This is a genomic window from Pararhizobium sp. DWP3-4, from assembly GCF_049898205.1.
Lineage (GTDB): Bacteria > Pseudomonadota > Alphaproteobacteria > Rhizobiales > Rhizobiaceae > Pararhizobium.
In genome coordinates, this window is the sequence record NZ_JAFCXF010000003.1 from 22,388 (window position 1) to 41,182 (window position 18,795).

The following is an 18,795-nucleotide window of genomic DNA, read 5'->3' on the forward strand; positions in this document are numbered from 1 at the left end:
CCGCTTCCCGTGCAGGAGCGCGCCCATCCGCAAACCGTCTTGCCCGCCGCTTAGGACGCCGCGCGGGTCCTGCACGTGGCCAAAGCGTCGAGCGCCGGTTCGTAAACCTTGGTCGAGACGTTCATCAGGCCAAGCACCGTGTGAAACAGGTTGTCATGCGAGCGCGGCTCGTCGAGCGTTGCCCGAAGGCAGGCCTGGTCGATCCCGGCCTTGGTTTCGCTGCCGGTCCAAAGCACAAACGGAATGTGGGTCTGCTGCGGCGGTGCGATGAAATACGGCGCGCCATGCAGATAGAGCCCGCGTTCGCCCAACGATTCGCCGTGGTCGGACATGTAGACCATCGCTCCCGCCATCCTGTCTCCGCGTGCCTTCAGCATGTCGATGACCGTCGAGAGAATGTAATCCGTATAGAGGATCGAATTGTCGTAGGTATCGACGATCTCCTGGCGTGAGCAATTGCCGAGTTCCGCTGTCCGGCATTCCGGCGTGAAGCGGCTGAAATTCTCCGGATAGCGCAGATGATAGGCCGGCCCGTGGCTGCCGAGCTGGTGGATCACCAGCACGCTGTCGCCCTTGACGCCGTCGAGCCAGGCGCCCAGCCGGTCGAGCGCAACCCCGTCCAGGCATTCGTTGTTCTTGCAGAACCGCGGGTCGTTGATGTCGGAAAACGACGTGTAGGCGATGCGGTCGGCAACGCCCTTGCTGCCGGTATTGTTCTCCCACCATTCCGCCTTCACCCCCGCACGGGTCAGCACGTCGAGCAGGTTTTCGGTCTCGAGCCCCTTTCGATGCGTATAGCTGGAACGGGGATAGACGGAAAACATGCAGGGCAGAGACACTGCCGTCGACGTGCCGCAGCTCGACGTATCGGTAAAATATTGCACGTCCTGCCGGGCAAGCAGCGGATTGGTCTGGCGGGCGTAGCCGCCCAGCGAGAAATTCTCCGCCCGTGCCGTTTCCCCGGCGACGATGATGGTGACGCGCGGTTTTCCCGACTGTGTCGGGGCGATCACCCGGGCATCGGTGCCGAGCGGCTGGACGGCGACATTCTTGTCCGCCCCGGTCGCCAAGCCAAAGCGCACGGCATTGAAGATCGGCGCGACAGGGTTCAGCGTGGCGACGAGATCGCGGTGCTGGCGGATCGTCGATGCAAACGTCCGCACATTGGCAATGCTGACGGACGTGAAGACGGCCAGCAGGCACAGGATCAGCACGATATTGTGTTTGAACTTCTGAGGGAAAGGCCGGTGCTTGATGCGCACCACGGCGATCAGCAGCGACGGCACGATCCCGAACAGGAACATATGGGCAAGGAAACCCGCAGTCAGCAGATGGCCCGCTTCCGAACCGGTCGTCTCCGCCGCATTGCGGATCATGTCGACGTCGATGATGGTGCCGAATGTATCCATGAAGCGCGAACAGGCTGCGGCGATCATGATCAGCAGGATGAAAAACGGCTTCGTCAGATATTTCACCGAAGCCGTGACACAGATCGCTGCAAACAGCGAAAAAAGCCCGATGCCGAGCAGAAAAACCGCAGTGCTCGGGGCAGCGAGATACTCCATGGCCTTCGACCAGAACGTCCTGTTGGTGACGGAGACGAGATAGAGCGCCACGATCAGGCTCAGCGTGACGCTGCCGATGACCGGGCGCAGCACGCGCGGCGTGGCGATTGATAGGCTTTCCACCGACAAGGAACTCTCCTGCAGGATATGAGACGGGTGGATCCGGCCGCGACACGTCCGTCGCTGTCCAAACCGTCAGCCACGGTCCGGTGGCCGGGCAGTGCCGCGGCCGTTTCCATTCCCGCACATCTGGTCCGGCTTTCTGACAGGAACCTGAACGGTCAACAGGACAGCGCGGCCAGTGTTGGACGACGCGGCGAAAGCCAGGCGCGCCTGCCTTGCCCACGTTCAGGCTGCTGTCAGCATTCGCGGGCACGGTCCCCGCCGACACTGGAGATTGCTGTTTGAAAGCGCGTCGAATTCCGTTTGGATTGCTCTATATCGCCCTCCTCATCCTGGTGATCGTCCTGATCCCGATGATCCAGTTTTCCGGATCGCAATCCTCCGCGCTGACGCACAGGCTGTCCTCGGCAACGGCGCTGCGCATGGATACGATGAGCCGTTGAAAAGGCTCATGACGGGGTGACGCGCGCCATCCGTGCAGCAACTGAAAAACGGCGTCGATCGTCGGGACCCGCCAAAAACGCCGGTTCGAAGCTCTTTTCAAAATGGAACCAAGCCCTAGTATTTCTGTTGAGATCCATCTCAAGCACCCCAAGGTCGAGGCATTTAAGCAGCACATCGACCTGAAATTGCTCAGGAAGATAAAAACAGATGATGCTGGAAGACCTTTATCGATTGTTGAAAAGCGGGCACGTGCAGGCACAGGGCGTCGTTGATACGATGACGCAGCCCATCGTGGTTCTCGATCAGAATTTCTGCGTGACCACCGCAAACAACGCCTTCATCAGATCCTTCAAGGTCAATCGGGACGATATCCTCGGGGAGAGCTTCTTTGGCCTCGGGGACGGCCAGTGGGACATCGCCGAGCTTAAAAATCTGCTGGCATCGGTCATCCCGAAAGCTGCGGCGGTGATCGGCTTCGAGGTGAAGCATGACTTTCCAAAGATCGGGCTGCGAACCTTTCTGATCGATGCCCGCCGCCTCATCCACCCGAATGATAACGGCACGAACATCCTTGTCCTTTTCGATGACGTCACGGACCGTCAGCATCACGATGCTGAAATGGAATTCATTGTCTCCGAAACGCGGCACCGGATGAACAACCTCTTTGCCGTGGTGCGTTCGATTGCCATGCAGACCAGCGTCGAAGACCGCACGGCGGTTGACTATCGCGAAACGCTGCTCGGGCGTTTGGAGACGACGTTCCGGGCGCAGGAGATTGCCGCGACGCGTGACGCCGCCGATTTTGAAGACGTCCTGAGACTGGCAGTCGGCGAATTGGGCGTCGGCCGCCTCTCCTGCAACGGTCCCGCTATCGAGCTTGAAAGCCCGAAGGTGCTTTCGGTCAGCTTGATTTTCCATGAACTGACAACCAATGCGGTGAAATACGGCGCTTTTGCCACCCCCGAGGGCAAAGTCCATGTCACATGGACGCTGGACGGCACCGCGCCGGAGCGGCCATACCTGACCTGCGAATGGCGCGAGGAAAACGGTCCTCGCGTCAAACTGCCGGAACGGAAAGGGTATGGCACGACATTGATGAAAGGCACCTCCGCTCAACTGGGCGGCGACATGGAACTGACCTATGCTCCGGGCGGTTTGACCGCCGTCCTCAAGATACCGGTGCAATGACGATGCGCAATCCAGTGGGAAATGTCGACCACAGGACCTGCATTCTCGTCGTCGAGGATGAACTGTTCCTGGCGATGGAACTGGAAACCGCCTTGACCGCTGGCGGCTTTCGGGTTCTGGGGCCGGCCGCCTCGGTCAAGGATGCGCTTGATCTGCTCGGCCGCGAATGTCCCGATGCGGCTGTTCTCGATTTCAATCTCGGCAGGGACAAGGTCACGCCTGTCGCCCTTCAGTTAAAATCGCTTGGCGTGCCGTTCGTCCTTGCCAGTGCCAGCAGCGCGGCAGAGTTGTCGCGCTATGCTGTCCTTGCGGATGTTGCCAATCTTGGCAAGCCGACGGATATGAAGCGCCTCGTCGCCGCTGTCCGTGCCCTCCATGCGTGAGCATTATCATCGCGGCATGCGCGTCGATGGCGCCGCCTCGATCGACCCGGCGTAAAGGATCATCCCCGCCCTTCGCAACCCGGCCGGCGGCGGGCAGCGTGATAGCGCGCAGGAAACGGGTGGCGGCATCCCGCCCGTGCTGCGATTGAACCTCCCGCAACCAGAGGAGTTTCCATCATGTCCACGCTTTCCAACAAGGTCGCCATCATCACCGGCGCCAGTTCCGGTATCGGCCGCGCAACGGCAAAACTGTTTGCCCGCGAAGGGGCAAGCCTGATCGTCTCGGGCCGCCGCCGGACCGCCCTCGACGAACTCGTCGCGGAGATCGAGGCCGAAGGCGGCAAGGCGTTCGCCATCGACGGCGATGTCCGCGACGAGGCCCACGCCCGCGCCCTGGTCGCCGCTGCCACGGAAATATTCGGCGGTCTCGATATCGCCTTCAACAATGCCCGCACGACCGGCGAAATGGCTGCGATCGCCGATCTTTCGACAGCCGGATGGCAGGAAACCATCGACACCAACCTGACAAGCGCCTATTTCGGCGCCAAATATCAGGTCCCCGCCATGGCATCGCGCGGCGCAGGCTCGCTGATCTTCACCTCCAGCTTTGTCGGGCATACTGCCGGCATGCCCAACACCAGCGCCTATGCCGCAGCAAAAGCCGGATTGATCGGCCTGACCCAGAGCCTTGCTGCGGAACTGGGGCAGAAGGGTATCCGCGTCAACGCGATCCTGCCCGGCGGCACCGATACGCCGATGAGCTTTACCAATGCGCCCGGCGCCGGGCCGGAAGTTCTTGCCTTCGTCGAAGGCCTGCATGCCCTGAAGCGCATGGCCAAACCGGAGGAGATCGCCCGCTCCGTCCTCTACCTCGCCTCGGATGCGTCCAGCTTCACAACCGGCACCGCCATGCTGGTCGACGGCGGCGTCTCGATCAACCGGACGTAAAAAAAATTATCCCCGCAAATCCCCGCCCCCAAAAACCGTGGCACAATCATCTCGTCCTGCCATCGGATACACCGGAAAGCGTTGCCGGCGAGGTGGGGCCGGTGCCTTCGGTCTGTGTTTGAAACGCAGGCGCGGCTGTTGGGGCCTGCAGAAAGTGATTTCCCTCCCGTCTGAAAAATGGCGGGGCGTGCCTGTGAGGCACACATGAGGACCGGCGACGGGTGTGTCGAGAGACAGGCCTTTCGTGGCGAGACGGCGAACAGCCGTAAGCGCCGCCCCGTATCAAAAGGGTGCCGTCATCCCCGCAGAGAAATCGAAGTTGCAGGTAAAAACCACCGAGACGGGGCACATCGCGTGTCATTTACTACCAAACACTTCGGCACACGATGTGCCCCGGCGGATCCTGCCGGCGCCCCGGCGCAAAAAGATCACCGCAACGGCATGCCACGGGCGAAACACGCCGCGTGAATGCGAACGCCTGTCTTGTCTGATCCCGTAGCCAAAGGAACATCCCATGCCAAAACCGGATCTTTCCGAATATGAAAAACGCGTGTCCGCCGATCACGAACGCCAATGCCGCACCACCTTGACCATTCACAGCGCATGGCGCGTCTGCCCAATCCGCAAATGCCGCCGCGATAACGCCTGCAGCGGGGAAATGCTTGCCTCCGCGCACCAGGAGCGCAAAATCCGCGCCCAGCGCGAAACCGGCCTGTCCGGCAACGCCTGCGCAAAACTGCCACGCTGCATGGCAACAGCCAGTGCCGCAGCTTTCGAGACATTTGCGGAATGCCTCGATGATCTTCAAAGAGACATGATTGCCTATCCGGATGAAGACCTGCCGAAATTCGATCGTTGCCTGAAAGGCCGCCAGACGAGGCGCGACACTGCCAACCCTTGACTTTCACGACCGATCATCCGACTTCACAAGGGTATGATCCAAGGAGTTCCGACCATGACCGAACAGGCCCGCAGCACCATCGACCAGACCGAAGTCGACCGGTTTTCCGCCATGGCCGCCGAGTGGTGGGATCCGAAGGGCAAATTCCGGCCGCTGCACAAGTTCAATCCGGTTCGCCTCACCTATATCCGCGACCGCGTTTCGGACAATTTCGGCCGCGAGGCCAAGGCGCTGCAACCGCTGAAGGGCCTGCGGGTCCTCGATATCGGCTGCGGCGGCGGCCTCCTGTCAGAGCCGATGGCCCGCATGGGTGCCGACGTGGTCGGCGCCGACGCCTCGGAAAAGAACATCATGATCGCCAAAACCCACGCGGCCGGCAGCGGCGTCGCCGTCGATTACCGGGCGGTGACGGCGGAATCGCTTGCCGAAGCCGGCGAGACCTTCGATGTCGTGCTCAACATGGAAGTGGTCGAGCATGTCGCCGATGTCGAATTCTTCATCAGCACCTGCGCCTCGATGGTGCGCCCCGGCGGCCTGATGTTCGTCGCCACCATCAACCGCACGGTGAAGGCGGCGGCACTTGCCATCTTCGCCGCCGAAAACGTCCTGCGCTGGCTGCCGCGCGGCACCCACCAATATGAAAAGCTGGTGCGCCCCGAAGAACTCGAAAAGCCGATCACGGCAAGCGGCATGCAGATCACCGATCGCACCGGCGTCTTTTTCAATCCGCTGTCCAACCAGTGGAACCTGTCGAAGGACATGGACGTCAACTACATGATCGTCGCCAGGCGCCCGGCGTAACCACGGGCTCCCTGCCCTGCCGCGATCTGCTTCGCGGCAGAACTTTTTCGGCGCTGGCGGGTCTTTAGCCCTTTTGCCGCGCCATCCATTCGTCCTTGAGCAGCGCATAGATGAATTCGTCGCCCCAGATGTCGTTGAACTGGTCGTTCTGGATCAGATGGGCCTCGCGCCGCATGCCCAGCCGTTCGACAACCCCGACCGAGCCGGCATTCGCGGCATCGAGCCGGGCAAAGGCGCGGTGGAAATTCAACCGCGAAAACGCGAAGTCCAGAACGGCCCGCATCGCCTCGGTAGCATAGCCCTTGCCTGCAAAGACCGGATTGAAGATGTAACCGACCTCCACCTGCCGTGCGATCGCACTTGCAAGCTTCAGCACCACTTCGCCAATGACGGCACCGTCCTCACGGCGCTCGACGGCAAACACGGCGGCATCATCGTCCTCGCGCAGCCGAGGCGCGCTCGCCCTCTGGAATTTTTCGGCGGCCGCAGCATCGTCTAGCGGCTCGGCATAGAGATAACGGTAGACCTCAGGCTGGCTGTGATAGGCATGAAAAGCCGCAAAATCGCCGGGCACGAACCGCCGTATTTCGAGGCGTTCAGTGGAAAAGCGAAGGTCGGAAAAATCCATCAGTCTCGAAACTCCATTCTGCATACCGCCCGCAGATGGGTATCAAGCCGTTGAATTGAAAGAGTGCTGCAACCTTTCCCGCGCGCCGGAAAACCCGACGCCTGCCCGGGCCACCTCAAAAAGCCAATGCACCATCATCCCCACCCCTTGCCGCTGTGCTAGACTGCAATAGATCGAGCCAGACGGAGGAAATTATGTCCTGGGTCGTTCCGTTCTTTGACATGTAAAAGCTTGCAGACAGCCGAACTCCATTCCGCGTGTCGGCTGTAAGCCCGTTCATGTGATGAGATTTTTTAGGTCACGTCGGCCGTCGATGACGCGTACGATTTCCACCACTTTCACAAGGCCTTCGTCGTTATTGGGTATCGTCTCGTAGAGGATCACAAACGGCGCCTCCACAAGCATTCGAGCAGCCGGGCTGATCTCCGGATGTCGCATACCGAGGCGCGGCTGGTCGATCAGAAGGCCGGCTTTGTGCTGAAACCGCTCGTAGAAGCGCTCGGCGGCCTGTGGTTGCTCACGGCCGATTTCCACATAGATTCGGCGAATATCCGCCTGTGCCAAGGGTGACCAGACGAGATCAGCCGACATTTTTCTGCGCGGCGCGGAGTTCCTGGCGGACTTCCTCTCGCAACTGGTCAAAGTCGATGGCGACGGGTTTGCCGCTCGCCTTGCCCTCATTCCACAACTCGCTCAGCCTGCGTGTATCGGCTTGCCGGATCTCCCATTTCGCAGACCAGTCACGCACTGCTTCGCGGACAATTTCACTCGTTGTGGCGTAGGCCCCGGTTCCAACGGCATCGCGAAGCATCGCCGCCTGCTGCGTTGTCAGCGCAACGCTGATTTTCTCTACGTTGGACATCAGAGGTCTCCAAGCTTGAGTGGTAGTAAATATTACTACCGTTTGACCTCGCTGCCAAGCAGATCGGGCAACTGCGTTCCCGCCCCTTGCCCCGCCCTAGACTTTCAGCGTCAGCACATGCGCCAACAGATCGGCCTGCCCTTTGGCATTCTCCTCCGCGATCCGCCGGACTTTTTCAGGGTCGGTCGCATGGACTTTGCCATCGGCGGTGAAGGGTTCTTTGAAAGTGAATGCTCTGGCTGATGCGGCCGTCCTCTCAGTTCACATCGTCGGGCAGAACCGGCAGGGCGGCGATCTCGATGCCTTCCTCGAGCAGGGCCTTGGCTTCATCGATCGTCGCCTGGCCTATCAACCCGCGCTGCTCGGCCTCGCCATAATGGATCTTGCGCGCTTCCTCGGGAAACTTTGCGCCCACATCCTCGGCATTTTCGCGAATGGACGTGACCAGTTCGCGGATCTTGGCGACCGCCTCCTTGCGGGCCTGATCCATCATCAGCACCTTGGTCTCGTCCTTCTTGCGGGCTGTCGAAACCGAGGGCGCCATCAGTTCCTTGCCGACGGTGGCCGAACCGCAAACGGGACAGGACACCAGCCCGAGTTCAGCCTGACGGTCGAAGTCGGCGCTCGAGGAAAACCATCCTTCGAACGAATGGCCGTTATCACAGGCAAGCGTGTACTTGATCAAGCGGCCACGTCCTTGGAAGCGCTGGGCACTTCCTCCAGCGTGAACGCCCGGCCGTTCTTCAGGTTGGGAATTTTCGCCCGCGCAGCGGCAACCGCGCCGATGTCGATATCGGCGACAACGATGCCTTCGCCGGTGCCGCCGGCGGACGCGAGAACACGTCCCCACGGATCGATGATCATCGAATGGCCAAACGTCTCGCGGCCGTCCTCATGCACGCCGGCTTGGGCAGCGGCGATGACGAACATGCCGTTTTCGATGGCCCGGGCGCGCAGCAGGATTTCCCAATGCGCCTCGCCGGTCTGGCGGGTAAAGGCGGCTGGTACCGACATGATCTGCGCTCCGGCCGCAGCCTGCGCCCGGAAGAGTTCGGGGAAACGCACATCGTAGCAGATGGCGCAGCCGAGCTTGCCGAACGGCAGGCTGACCAGCCGCGCCGTGCCGCCCGGCGTATAGGCGGAGCTTTCCCGCCAGCTCTCGCCATTGTCGAGATCGACGTCGAACATGTGGATCTTGTCGTAATGGGTGATTTTCTGGCCGTCCGGGGCGAACAGAAAGCCGCGATTGGCCATCTTGCCATCGGCAAGCCCGATCGCCGTCGAGCCGACATGCAGATGGATGCCGAGTTCGCCGGCAAGCTTCGACGCTGCGGCAACGATCAGATCATTGCTCTCGTCGCGCAGCGCCGCCTTCATCGCGGCCCGGTCCCGCTGCAGCGCGCCGGTCATTTCCGGCGTCTGCACATAGGTTGCGCCCTGTGCGGCGGCCTCGCGGACGAGCCGTACCATCGTCTCGGCATTGCGAGCCGGATCGACACCGGAACACATCTGGATCGCTGCGGCCTTGAGCGTCATCGAAGCGTCTCCTTACGCGGCGAGCATCGCGTCCAGCTTGCCGGCGCGTTCCAGCGCATGCAGGTCGTCGCAGCCGCCGATATGGGCATTGTTGATGAAGATCTGCGGGAAGGTCGTGCCGCCGTTCGAGCGCTCGATCATCTTCTGGCGAACCTCCGGCGCATAGGTCGCGTCATGTTCCTCGAACGTCACGCCCTTGGTTTCCAGAAGTTTCTTCGCAGCGGAACAATAGCCGCAGAATTGACGGGTATAAATGACGACCGAAGCCATGAGTTGATCTGCTCCTTCGCCGGCCCTGCGCCAGCATCACATACCGTGTCATATAAGACCGGACACGGCTCTTGCAAAGGTCAAAACGGTGACATCCGCCGCCCCCGCCTTCTTCAACGCCCTTGTGGCGGCCGATACCGTCGCCCCTGTCGTATAGACATCGTCGACCAGAACGACCCGCTTGCCGAACAGCGCCGCCCTGCCGGTCCCGGTCACCGAGAAGGCGCCGCGCACATTCTCCTGCCGCTGGCTGACGCCCAGCCCCACCTGCTGGGCGGTGCGTCTGTTGCGGATCAGCGCCGCGGCCAGAAAAGGTTTACCCGAGCTATGGGCAATCGCCCGGGCAAGCTCGGCGGACTGGTTGAACTTGCGGCTCCAGAGGCGAAAAGCATGCAGCGGCACCGGAACGACCACATCGCAGGCCGCAACTGTGCCGTCGCTGGCCCTTATCATCCATTCCGCCATCATCACGGCCAGATCGGTGCGGTCGCGGTATTTCAGGCCATGGACAAGCGACTTGGCAATGCCGTCATGGATGGCGACGGAGCGCAGCCGCTCGAATACCGGCGGATTGGCAATGGCATCGGCCGACAGGATGCCAGCCCCCAGATCATGCGAAAACGGCAGGCCCAGAACCTCGCAATAGGGCCGCTCGATCAGCCGTAGCGTCGCCCAGCACGAGGCACAGACACCGCGATGCCGCCCGGTCATCCGGCCGCAACCGGCACAGACCGGCGGATAGACCGCATCGACCGCAGCAGCCCACAGGCCGCGCAAACCTCCGCGCAAGCTATTGGCCAGCCGCCACCCCGGATTTTCAGCCTCTTCGTCCCCCATGAGGTTGACATTACGGCGAGCCGGGTTTCATTGCGATCAGATTTTCGAGCGATCAGGAAAGCAAAGCCATGGATATCGTTTTCGACCAGACGCTCATCGAGGCCCGCCGCAAGCGCGCCTTTCGCAACGGCGATCCAAAGGCGCAATTCCTGCTGGAGATTGCCGCCCAAGAGTTGTCCGAACGCCTGAGTGTCGTCGAACGGCATTTCGACAAGGCCGTCGAACTGCACGGTTATACCGGCCTGACCGCCCGCTACATCGCCAATACCGGCAAGGTCACCGAAATCGAGCGGGTCGAAACAGATGCCGCTTTTGCCGCCGCAAATGAAAAAGTCTCCGCCGCGTCACTGGAAACGGTGCCGCTCGCACCAGAATCGGCAAACCTGATCGTCTCGCCGCTGTCGCTGCACCTGACCAACGATACGCCCGGCGTGTTCATCCAGGTGCGCCGTGCGCTGAAACCCGATGGCCTGTTCCTCGCCGCCATTCCCGGCTCCGGCACCTTGCAGGAATTGCGCGAGGTTCTTCTTGCCGCAGAAAGCGAATTGACCGGCGGCGCCAGCCCGCGCGTCATCCCCTTTGCCGACGTCCGCGATATCGGTGCACTCCTGCAACGTGCCGGCTTCAGCCTGCCGGTTGCCGATACCGAAAGCTATACGGTGCGTTACGCGTCGCTGTTTTCGCTGTTGAAAGACCTGCGGTCGATGGGCATGACCAATCCGCTCGCAGCCCGCAGCCGCAAACCGCTGACCCGCCGCTTTTTCGTGCGTGCCGCCGAAATCTACGCCGAGCGTTTTGGCGACCCGGACGGCCGCATCCGGGCGACGTTTTCAATTATCTATATTTCCGGCTGGGCACCGCACGAAAGCCAGCAGAAACCGCTGAAACCGGGCTCGGCGAAACAACGGCTGTCCGATGCGCTGAGCACGCGGGAACTGCCGTTGAAGGATGGACAATAAGAATGCGTGCCGGCTTTAGACGGCGCCGGCGCCGGCGCCGATAATGGCTTTGGTAATCGTCTGAAAGACAGCCAGCAGTGAATCCGAGAATGCCCCTAGCCCGACGATCATGCCGATCGAAATCAAGGTGGCCAGCAGACCGTATTCGACGGCCGTCGCTGCGGATTGGTCCTTCAGAAACCGGATCAGTGTCGTCATGGGCTCCCCAGCCTGTCCTGCGCATGCCCCAACAGGCGATCTCACCCGAAAAGCACCGATATGTACCATCGTCATCGGTCGGTTCCGACCACGACTGGCAACGAACAGGAATGCCGGGACAGTCCCGGCCCCGAGGGCGTCAGCAGCCGCTTTTGCTTCCATCGCCGTCAATAATGCAGACGGCGCCCGGCATTTCCTGCAGCACGCTGCGGCGCACGGTATAGCGCTTGGCCGGCGGGCTGCTCGGGATCGAGCCGGTCTGAATATTATCGTAGTCGATCGGCGCGTCGGCCAGCACCTTGTTGTCCGTCTTCGACGTCAACATCGGCGTCAAAATCAGTGTCAGCGCGATGACGGCCGTACCGAACAGCAGCGACAGATTAAGCGCACCGGTCCGGCGGCTCTGGGTCGTCACCAGATCCTTGTCCTGAACCGTTCTCCAAAAATCGTCATCGACCATCGTCTGCCTCTTCGAATACGTGCGTTTCCCTGAAGCCGGCTCACGGACCACTTCACCATGTCGACGCCTATAAAAACCGGTATCGGCTACGGGAATCATCCCCAAACCAATAGACACCGGCACTTACTCGAGGCTGATTTTGCGGGAGGGTGATAAATGTTCGATTAATAAAACAGAAATTTTGAGGATTAGATCAGAGCAAATCCATTAAGTAGGGGATAAGCGGCTCGTCTGCGGGCGGCATCGGATAATCACGCAGGGCCTTGGGGCGAACCCATTTCACCGCTTGGCCTTCGCGGCCATAGGCGACGCCCTCGTAGCGCCGGCAGACATAGAGCGGCATCAGCAGGTGAAAATCCTCATAGGTGTGGCTGGCAAATGTCAAAGGCGCCAGGCACGCGACCTTGGTGCGAACTCCCAGCTCCTCGTCCAGTTCGCGGATCAACGTTTCTTCCGGCGTCTCCCCGGGCTCGACCTTGCCGCCGGGAAATTCCCATAGCCCCGCCAGCGACTTTCCCTCCGGCCGCTGGGCGAGAAGGATCCGGCCGTCGCTATCGACCAGAGCGCAGGCCGCGACCAGAAGAATCTTTCGGCCGGCAACGTCCATGGTCATACCCCTTCGCGTCGGTAGGCATACCGGTAGACATCCCTGAATCCGAACTTGCGATAGAGCGTGATCGCGGCGTCATTGTCGCTCTCGACCGAAAGCCAGGCCGTGCGGGCGCCACGCAGACGGGCCCAGCGCAGCGACGCATTCACGATGGCGCTGCCGACGCCCTGCCGCCGAACGCTCTCGGAGACCGCCACCTGCAAAATCCCTGCAAGATCATTGTCATGAACGGCAAGCGACACTGCGATCGGTCCCTCGTCCTGCGCCTCGAACAGAAACAGCCCGCATTCCGGCTTGATCGCGTTGATGACTTCGGTGAGACCCGCCTTGTCCTGGCTGCTTTCGCCACAAATCTGCAGCCGGGCGTCGACGAAACGGCCGACATCGCGCAACGGCAGATGCTCGATGGCTTCTTTCGTATCGTTCGGCGGAATATCCGCCATCATCACGATGGTCTCGGAAAATACCGGCCAGCGATGCTCATCCATGAAGGCAATCAGCTGCGGTGGCGTCAGCGGCGTCTGGCGAACGGTCAGCGGCCTTCCATAGTCGGAAAAGCGCTTGGCGGCCTTCTGCAGCCGGATCTCGATATCGCGGCTGTCGGACGGATCAAGCGGATTGACCGAATTCAGCCGCTTGGAATCATGGCCGGCCGTCAAGCGGATCAGCCAGCTGCCGTCATACTGCACCGACGCCGCAGGCCAGGCGCGAAAACCGACGGCTTCCAGGCGGCGCACGTTCGGCAAATCGGCTTTCGAAATCGTATCCTGCACTGCCATCAGCTCCGGTAGTCGCCATTGATCTCGATATATTCCTTGGTCAGATCGCAGGTATAGACGGTCGCCTTGCCGGACCCGAGACCGATCTCGACACGAATGGCGATGTCTTCTTCCTTCATGACGGCCGTTGCAGCGGCCTCCGAATAGGTCGGATCACGCTCGCCATCGAGGGCAACGCGCACATCACCGAACCAGATCGCCAGCCGGTCGCGGTCTGCCAGTTCGCCGGCCTTGCCGACAGCCATGACCACGCGGCCCCAATTGGCGTCCTCGCCGGCAACCGCCGTCTTCACCAACGGTGAATTGGCAATCGACAGGCCGATACGCTTGGCAGCAGCGTCGCTTTCGGCGCCTTCGACGGTGACGGCAACCATCTTGCGGGCGCCTTCGCCGTCGCGGACCACCTGCAATGCCAGATCGCGCAGAAGATCGTTCAACGCTGCACGGAAACCATCGAGCGCCGGATCGGTCGGGCTGACGATCTTCGTCTGGCCGTCCTTGCCGGCAGCACCGGTGGCAAACAGCATCAGCGTGTCGGAGGTCGAGGTATCGCTATCGACGGTGACGGAGTTGAAGGTCGGCCCCGTGCCTTCCGACAACAGAACCTGCAGGGCTTCCGGCGCGATATCCGCATCGGTCACGACAAAGGACAGCATCGTCGCCATATCCGGCGCGATCATGCCGGCGCCCTTGGCGATGCCGTTGATGGTGATGGCGACGCCGCCGATCTTAGCGGTGCGGGTTGACACTTTCGGATAGGTGTCGGTGGTCATGATCGCCTTGGCGGCCTCGAACCAGAAATCGCCGGTTGCCTGCGTGGTCATGTCGCTGAGAACACCGGCAAACTTTGTTGCGTCCAGCGGCTCGCCGATGACGCCGGTCGAAGCAAGAAACACTTCCCCGGTCAAGCACCCAACCGCTTCTGAAGCCGACTTCGCCGTCAGCTCGGTCGCAGCCCTGCCCTTCTTGCCGGTAAAGGCATTGGCATTGCCGGAATTGACGACCACGGCACGGGCTATGCCGCCAGACAGGTTCTGACGGCAGAAATCGACGGGAGCCGACGGGCAACGCGATTTGGTAAAGACGCCGGCGACAGCAGCCGGTTCATCGAAGACCATCAGCAGCACATCGGTACGGTTCTTGTACTTGATGCCGGCAGCGGCGGTTGCCATGCGCACGCCGCGCACGGGCGGCATGTCGGCGAAGGATTTCGGAGCAAGCGGGGAAACGGAACCGGACATGATCAACCCTGTTTAGCGATGATGGCCCGGCCTGCGGGCCCACAAACGAAATCCCGAAGAGCCTGACGCCTCCGGGACCTGTGTCGTTCACTGTATATCAGAAAGGCGTGACCGGCCGAAGACGAACGGTCACGCTCGATCTCATCAGTTGGCGGTCGCGGCTTCCGCCTTGTTCGCCTCGTCATAAGCCTTCTTCAGGGCCGGGTCGGTGATATCGACGCCGGCATCCTTCTTGGCCGCAGCCAGAAGCTCGATGTACTTGTCGCGCATGACCAGCTGCTTGACCTGCGGCTCGACCTGCTCAAACGGCGGCGGCGGCTGCATGCGCTTGTCTTCGAGCAGAATGACGTGGAAGCCGAACTGGGTCTTCACCGGCACTTCCGTGTACTTGCCCTTTTCGAGCTTGAAAGCGGCTTCCGAGAATTCCGGAACCATGCGATCCTTGGTGAAGTAGCCGAGATCGCCGCCGTCAGCCTTGTTCGGGTCGGTTGACTTTTCCTTGGCGATGGTCGCGAAGTCCTTACCCGCATCCAGATCCTTGATGATCGCCTTGGCTTCTTCCTCGGTCTTCACCAGGATATGGCGGGCCTTGGCTTCTTCCTGCGCAGGGATCTTGGCGATTTCCACGTCGTAGCGGGCCTTGACCTCTTCCGGCTTGACCGCATCGACAACGTGCTTCTTGAAGAAGGCATTGTGCAATTCGCGGTCGGTCAGGTAGGCGAGACGCTTCTTGAAATCCGCATCATTCTGCAGGCCTTCCTTGTCGGCATCCTTGGCCAGAAGCTTGACGTCGATCAGACCGGAAAGGGCTGCGGCGCGCTTCTGATCTTCCGGCAGCTGGGCCAGCTGCGGGTCAAGACCGGTCAGGGCGTAATCAAGCTCCGACTGGTGGATTTCCGCGCCGCCGACCTTGGCGATGACCGGATCGGCGGCATCCTGTGCCGCTACCGGGCCTTGGGCGGCCATGACAGCGATCAGGGCAACAGCCGCAAGCATTTTGTATTTCAACATCCTCATACCTTCCACGATGGTATCCGAAACCGCGGTCACGGCCGGCCTGAAACGTTCCACATCATCAGATTGTGGCCGTTCTGTAGCCTTGGCGTACCTCAACTCCGTTGACATAATTCGACCCCCCTCTTATCTGTCACGCAACCTCGCGTCCAGAACAGTTCCGGGCGTTTCATAGTATTTCGCGGAAATTGACCGCGTTGGCGACATAGAAGAAAGGACCATTCTTATGGTCAGTCTCGGCGGCCTCGCCCGCAAAATCTTCGGCTCATCGAATGACCGCCGTGTGCGTGGCTACAAAGCCAAGGTCGATGCCATCAATGCGCTCGAAGCTGAAACCAAAGCGCTTTCCGATGAAGCGCTGGCCGCCAAGACCGTCGAGTTCCGCCAGCAGTTCGCCGACGGAAAGACGCTCGATGATCTCCTGGTGCCTGCTTTCGCCGTTGCCCGCGAAGCCGCGCGCCGCACACTTGGCCTGCGGCCTTTTGACGTCCAGCTGATCGGCGGGATCATCCTGCACGAAAAATCGATCGCCGAAATGAAGACCGGCGAAGGCAAGACGCTGGTGGCAACCCTGCCGGTCTACCTCAACGCGATTGCCGGCAAGGGCGTTCACGTCGTCACGGTGAACGATTACCTCGCCACCCGCGACTCGGCGACGATGAACCGGATCTATTCTTTCCTCGGACTGACGACGGGCGTTATCGTCCACGGCCTGACCGACGACCAGCGCCGCGCCGCCTATGCCTGCGACGTTACCTACGCGACCAACAACGAACTCGGCTTCGATTATCTCCGCGACAACATGAAGTACGAGCGCAACCAGATGGTCCAGCGCGGCCACTTCTTCGCGATCGTCGACGAAGTCGATTCGATCCTCGTCGATGAAGCGCGCACGCCGCTGATCATTTCCGGTCCGCTCGACGACCGCTCAGATCTCTACAACACGATCGACAAGTTCATTCCGCTTCTGTCGCCGGAGGACTACGAGATCGACGAAAAGCAGCGCTCGGCCAATTTCTCCGAAGACGGCACCGAAAAGCTGGAAAACCTGCTGCGCGAAGCCAACCTTTTGAAGGGCGAAACGCTCTACGACGTCGAGAACGTCGCGATCGTCCATCACGTCAACAACGCATTGAAGGCCCACAAGCTTTTCCAGAAGGACAAGGACTACATCGTCCGCAACGACGAGATCGTCATCATCGACGAATTCACTGGCCGCATGATGCCGGGCCGCCGTTATTCGGAAGGCCAGCACCAGGCGCTTGAAGCCAAGGAAAAGGTCACCATCCAGCCGGAAAACCAGACGCTGGCCTCGGTCACCTTCCAGAACTATTTCCGCATGTACTCGAAGCTCGGCGGCATGACCGGTACGGCTTCGACGGAGGCCGAGGAATTCGGCAACATCTACGGTCTTGAAGTCGTGGAAGTGCCGACCAACCTGCCGATCAAGCGTATCGACGAGGACGACGAAGTCTACCGGACGGTCGAAGAGAAATACAAGGCGATCATCGCCGAAATCAAGGAATCACAGGATCGCCAGCAGCCGGTTCTGGTCGGCACGACCTCGATCGAAAAATCCGAACTTCTGGCCGAAATGCTGAAGAAGGCCGGCTTTACCAATTTCCAGGTTCTGAACGCCCGTTATCACGAGCAGGAAGCCTACATCGTTTCGCAGGCAGGCGTGCCGGGTGCCGTGACGATCGCCACCAACATGGCCGGCCGCGGTACCGACATCCAGCTCGGCGGCAACCTTGAAATGCGCGTCGAGCGCGAACTCGGCGAAATGGAACACGGCCCCGAGCGCGACGAGAAGGAAGCCGCGATCAAGGTTGAAGTTCAGCGCCTGAAGGACATCGCGCTGGGTGCGGGTGGCCTCTACGTTCTGGCGACAGAACGTCACGAAAGCCGCCGCATCGACAATCAGCTGCGCGGCCGCTCCGGCCGTCAGGGCGACCCCGGCCGCTCGAAATTCTTCCTGTCGCTGCAGGACGACCTGATGCGCATCTTCGGTTCCGACCGCATGGATTCGATGCTGCAGAAGCTCGGTCTGAAGGAAGGCGAGGCCATCGTCCATCCATGGATCAACAAGGCGCTGGAACGCGCCCAGAAGAAGGTCGAAGCCCGCAACTTCGATACGCGTAAAAACCTCCTGAAATACGACGACGTTCTGAACGATCAGCGCAAGGTCATCTTCGAGCAGCGCATCGAGATGATGGATGCGACGGACATTTCCGAAACCGTCGCCGATATGCGCCATGAGGTCATCGAGGATATCGTTACCAAGCGTATTCCGGAAAAAGCCTATGCCGAACAGTGGGATGCCGTTGGCCTGAAGACCGACGTGCAGAATTCGCTCAACCTCGACCTGCCGATCATCGAATGGGCGGCCGAGGAAGGCATCGACGAAAACGATATTCGCGAGCGCATTACGGCGGAAGCCGACAAAGCCGCAGCCGATCGTGCCGAACGCTTTGGCCCGGATATCATGCTCTATGTCGAGCGCTCCGTGGTTCTGCAGACACTCGACCATCTCTGGCGCGAGCATATCGTCAACCTCGATCACCTGCGTTCCGTCATCGGCTTCCGCGGCTACGCCCAGCGCGATCCGCTGCAGGAATACAAGTCGGAAGCCTTCGAGCTGTTCCAGGCCCTGCTGGCAAACCTTCGCCAGGCCGTGACCGCACAACTGATGCGCGTCGAACTGGTGCGGGAAGCTGCTGAAGCGCCGCAGCCCGTGCCGCCGGAAATGGTCGGTCATCATATCGACCCCGACACCGGCATCGATGACTTCGCCGAAAGCGTCAACCTGAACTTCGTCGAGCCGGAAAACCGCAATCCGCAGGATCCATCGAGCTGGGGCAAGGTTTCACGCAACGAGGCCTGCCCCTGCGGATCGGGCAAGAAATACAAGCACTGCCACGGTACGTTTGAGGCCTGAGCGCCGAAAACTTGATTTTGTAAGCGATATCGCTTATTTCTCAAGTGGCAGGCGAGATTGCACTCCCGCCTGCCGATTTGCTTATTTTGCGAAATTGACCCGGACTGCTA

22 protein-coding genes are annotated in these 18,795 nt (G+C 60.7%); 8 read left to right on the forward strand and 14 right to left on the reverse strand.

The window, feature by feature from the left end; genetic code table 11:
* Positions 1-50: 50 nt before the first annotated feature.
* Positions 51-1,688 carry a phosphoethanolamine transferase gene (locus ACP7E6_RS09390; protein ID WP_426229925.1) on the reverse strand — a complete coding sequence of 546 codons (1,638 nt, stop codon included), beginning with the start codon at positions 1,686-1,688 and terminating at the stop codon, positions 51-53.
* Positions 1,689-1,969: 281 nt separating this feature from the next.
* Here ACP7E6_RS09390 and ACP7E6_RS09395 point away from each other — a divergent pair, with 281 nt between their 5' ends.
* The 6 genes from ACP7E6_RS09395 (at position 1,970) to ubiG (ending at position 6,353) form a co-directional block, all read left to right on the forward strand.
* Positions 1,970-2,131, forward strand: coding sequence for a hypothetical protein (locus ACP7E6_RS09395; protein ID WP_426229483.1), 162 nt, complete (start codon positions 1,970-1,972; stop codon positions 2,129-2,131).
* Between the two features lie 208 nt (positions 2,132-2,339).
* Complete coding sequence (locus tag ACP7E6_RS09400) at positions 2,340-3,320, forward strand: sensor histidine kinase (RefSeq protein WP_426229484.1); 981 nt, start codon at positions 2,340-2,342, stop codon at positions 3,318-3,320.
* A complete protein-coding gene (locus ACP7E6_RS09405) occupies positions 3,317-3,703 on the forward strand; it encodes a response regulator (protein WP_426229485.1) in 387 nt (128 codons plus the stop codon). Before ACP7E6_RS09400 ends, ACP7E6_RS09405 begins: the two co-directional genes overlap by 4 nt.
* Positions 3,704-3,880: 177 nt before the next feature.
* A complete protein-coding gene (locus tag ACP7E6_RS09410; RefSeq protein WP_426229486.1) occupies positions 3,881-4,651 on the forward strand; it encodes an SDR family oxidoreductase in 771 nt (256 codons plus the stop codon).
* Between the two features lie 514 nt (positions 4,652-5,165).
* On the forward strand, positions 5,166-5,552 hold the full coding sequence (locus ACP7E6_RS09415) for a hypothetical protein (protein WP_426229487.1): 387 nt from the start codon (positions 5,166-5,168) through the stop codon (positions 5,550-5,552).
* A gap of 54 nt (positions 5,553-5,606) precedes the next feature.
* Entirely contained in the window at positions 5,607-6,353 is a 747-nt protein-coding gene (ubiG, locus tag ACP7E6_RS09420; RefSeq protein ID WP_426229488.1) for a bifunctional 2-polyprenyl-6-hydroxyphenol methylase/3-demethylubiquinol 3-O-methyltransferase UbiG, read from the forward strand.
* 64 nt (positions 6,354-6,417) lie between these two features.
* Here the strand turns inward: ubiG and ACP7E6_RS09425 are convergent, their stop codons facing one another.
* From ACP7E6_RS09425 to ACP7E6_RS09455, 7 genes are all read right to left on the reverse strand, one after another.
* Positions 6,418-6,981, reverse strand: coding sequence for a GNAT family N-acetyltransferase (locus ACP7E6_RS09425; protein ID WP_426229489.1), 564 nt, complete (start codon positions 6,979-6,981; stop codon positions 6,418-6,420).
* 276 nt (positions 6,982-7,257) lie between these two features.
* Entirely contained in the window at positions 7,258-7,572 is a 315-nt protein-coding gene (locus ACP7E6_RS09430; protein ID WP_426229490.1) for a type II toxin-antitoxin system RelE/ParE family toxin, read from the reverse strand.
* Positions 7,562-7,843, reverse strand: a complete 282-nt coding sequence (locus ACP7E6_RS09435) for a ribbon-helix-helix domain-containing protein (RefSeq protein ID WP_426229491.1) — start codon at positions 7,841-7,843, stop codon at positions 7,562-7,564. Before ACP7E6_RS09435 ends, ACP7E6_RS09430 begins: the two co-directional genes overlap by 11 nt.
* 256 nt (positions 7,844-8,099) lie before the next feature.
* Positions 8,100-8,528 carry a DUF1178 family protein gene (locus tag ACP7E6_RS09440; protein ID WP_426229492.1) on the reverse strand — a complete coding sequence of 143 codons (429 nt, stop codon included), beginning with the start codon at positions 8,526-8,528 and terminating at the stop codon, positions 8,100-8,102.
* A complete protein-coding gene (locus ACP7E6_RS09445) occupies positions 8,525-9,379 on the reverse strand; it encodes a carbon-nitrogen hydrolase family protein (protein WP_426229494.1) in 855 nt (284 codons plus the stop codon). The genes ACP7E6_RS09440 and ACP7E6_RS09445 overlap by 4 nt, the downstream gene beginning before the upstream one ends.
* Positions 9,380-9,391: 12 nt before the next feature.
* Positions 9,392-9,649, reverse strand: a complete 258-nt coding sequence (gene grxC / locus ACP7E6_RS09450; RefSeq protein WP_426131566.1) for a glutaredoxin 3 — start codon at positions 9,647-9,649, stop codon at positions 9,392-9,394.
* Between the two features lie 48 nt (positions 9,650-9,697).
* A complete protein-coding gene (locus ACP7E6_RS09455) occupies positions 9,698-10,486 on the reverse strand; it encodes a ComF family protein (protein ID WP_426229495.1) in 789 nt (262 codons plus the stop codon).
* Between the two features lie 68 nt (positions 10,487-10,554).
* Between ACP7E6_RS09455 and ACP7E6_RS09460 the strand changes: the two genes are divergently transcribed.
* Positions 10,555-11,445 carry a methyltransferase domain-containing protein gene (locus ACP7E6_RS09460; RefSeq protein ID WP_426229497.1) on the forward strand — a complete coding sequence of 297 codons (891 nt, stop codon included), beginning with the start codon at positions 10,555-10,557 and terminating at the stop codon, positions 11,443-11,445.
* A 15-nt stretch (positions 11,446-11,460) separates the two neighbouring features.
* On the opposite strand, the gene ACP7E6_RS09465 is transcribed toward ACP7E6_RS09460, so the two are convergent.
* The 6 genes from ACP7E6_RS09465 to ACP7E6_RS09490 all read right to left on the reverse strand — a co-directional run bounded on the left by ACP7E6_RS09465 (position 11,461) and on the right by ACP7E6_RS09490 (position 15,744).
* Positions 11,461-11,643 (reverse strand): Flp family type IVb pilin, encoded by a 183-nt coding sequence (locus tag ACP7E6_RS09465; RefSeq protein ID WP_426229498.1) that lies wholly within the window; start codon positions 11,641-11,643, stop codon positions 11,461-11,463.
* A 139-nt stretch (positions 11,644-11,782) separates the two neighbouring features.
* Positions 11,783-12,103: a hypothetical protein gene (locus ACP7E6_RS09470; protein ID WP_426229500.1), complete on the reverse strand. Its 321-nt coding sequence runs from the start codon at positions 12,101-12,103 to the stop codon at positions 11,783-11,785.
* Positions 12,104-12,296: 193 nt separating this feature from the next.
* Positions 12,297-12,710: an 8-oxo-dGTP diphosphatase MutT gene (gene mutT, locus ACP7E6_RS09475; protein WP_426229501.1), complete on the reverse strand. Its 414-nt coding sequence runs from the start codon at positions 12,708-12,710 to the stop codon at positions 12,297-12,299.
* A 2-nt stretch (positions 12,711-12,712) separates the two neighbouring features.
* Complete coding sequence (locus ACP7E6_RS09480) at positions 12,713-13,492, reverse strand: GNAT family N-acetyltransferase (protein WP_426229502.1); 780 nt, start codon at positions 13,490-13,492, stop codon at positions 12,713-12,715.
* Positions 13,492-14,733, reverse strand: a complete 1,242-nt coding sequence (gene argJ, locus ACP7E6_RS09485; protein ID WP_426229503.1) for a bifunctional glutamate N-acetyltransferase/amino-acid acetyltransferase ArgJ — start codon at positions 14,731-14,733, stop codon at positions 13,492-13,494. The genes ACP7E6_RS09480 and argJ overlap by 1 nt, the downstream gene beginning before the upstream one ends.
* 144 nt (positions 14,734-14,877) lie before the next feature.
* Positions 14,878-15,744, reverse strand: coding sequence for a peptidylprolyl isomerase (locus ACP7E6_RS09490; protein WP_426229504.1), 867 nt, complete (start codon positions 15,742-15,744; stop codon positions 14,878-14,880).
* A gap of 229 nt (positions 15,745-15,973) precedes the next feature.
* Here ACP7E6_RS09490 and secA point away from each other — a divergent pair, with 229 nt between their 5' ends.
* Positions 15,974-18,685, forward strand: coding sequence for a preprotein translocase subunit SecA (gene secA, locus ACP7E6_RS09495; RefSeq protein WP_426229506.1), 2,712 nt, complete (start codon positions 15,974-15,976; stop codon positions 18,683-18,685).
* Positions 18,686-18,795: the final 110 nt, after the last annotated feature.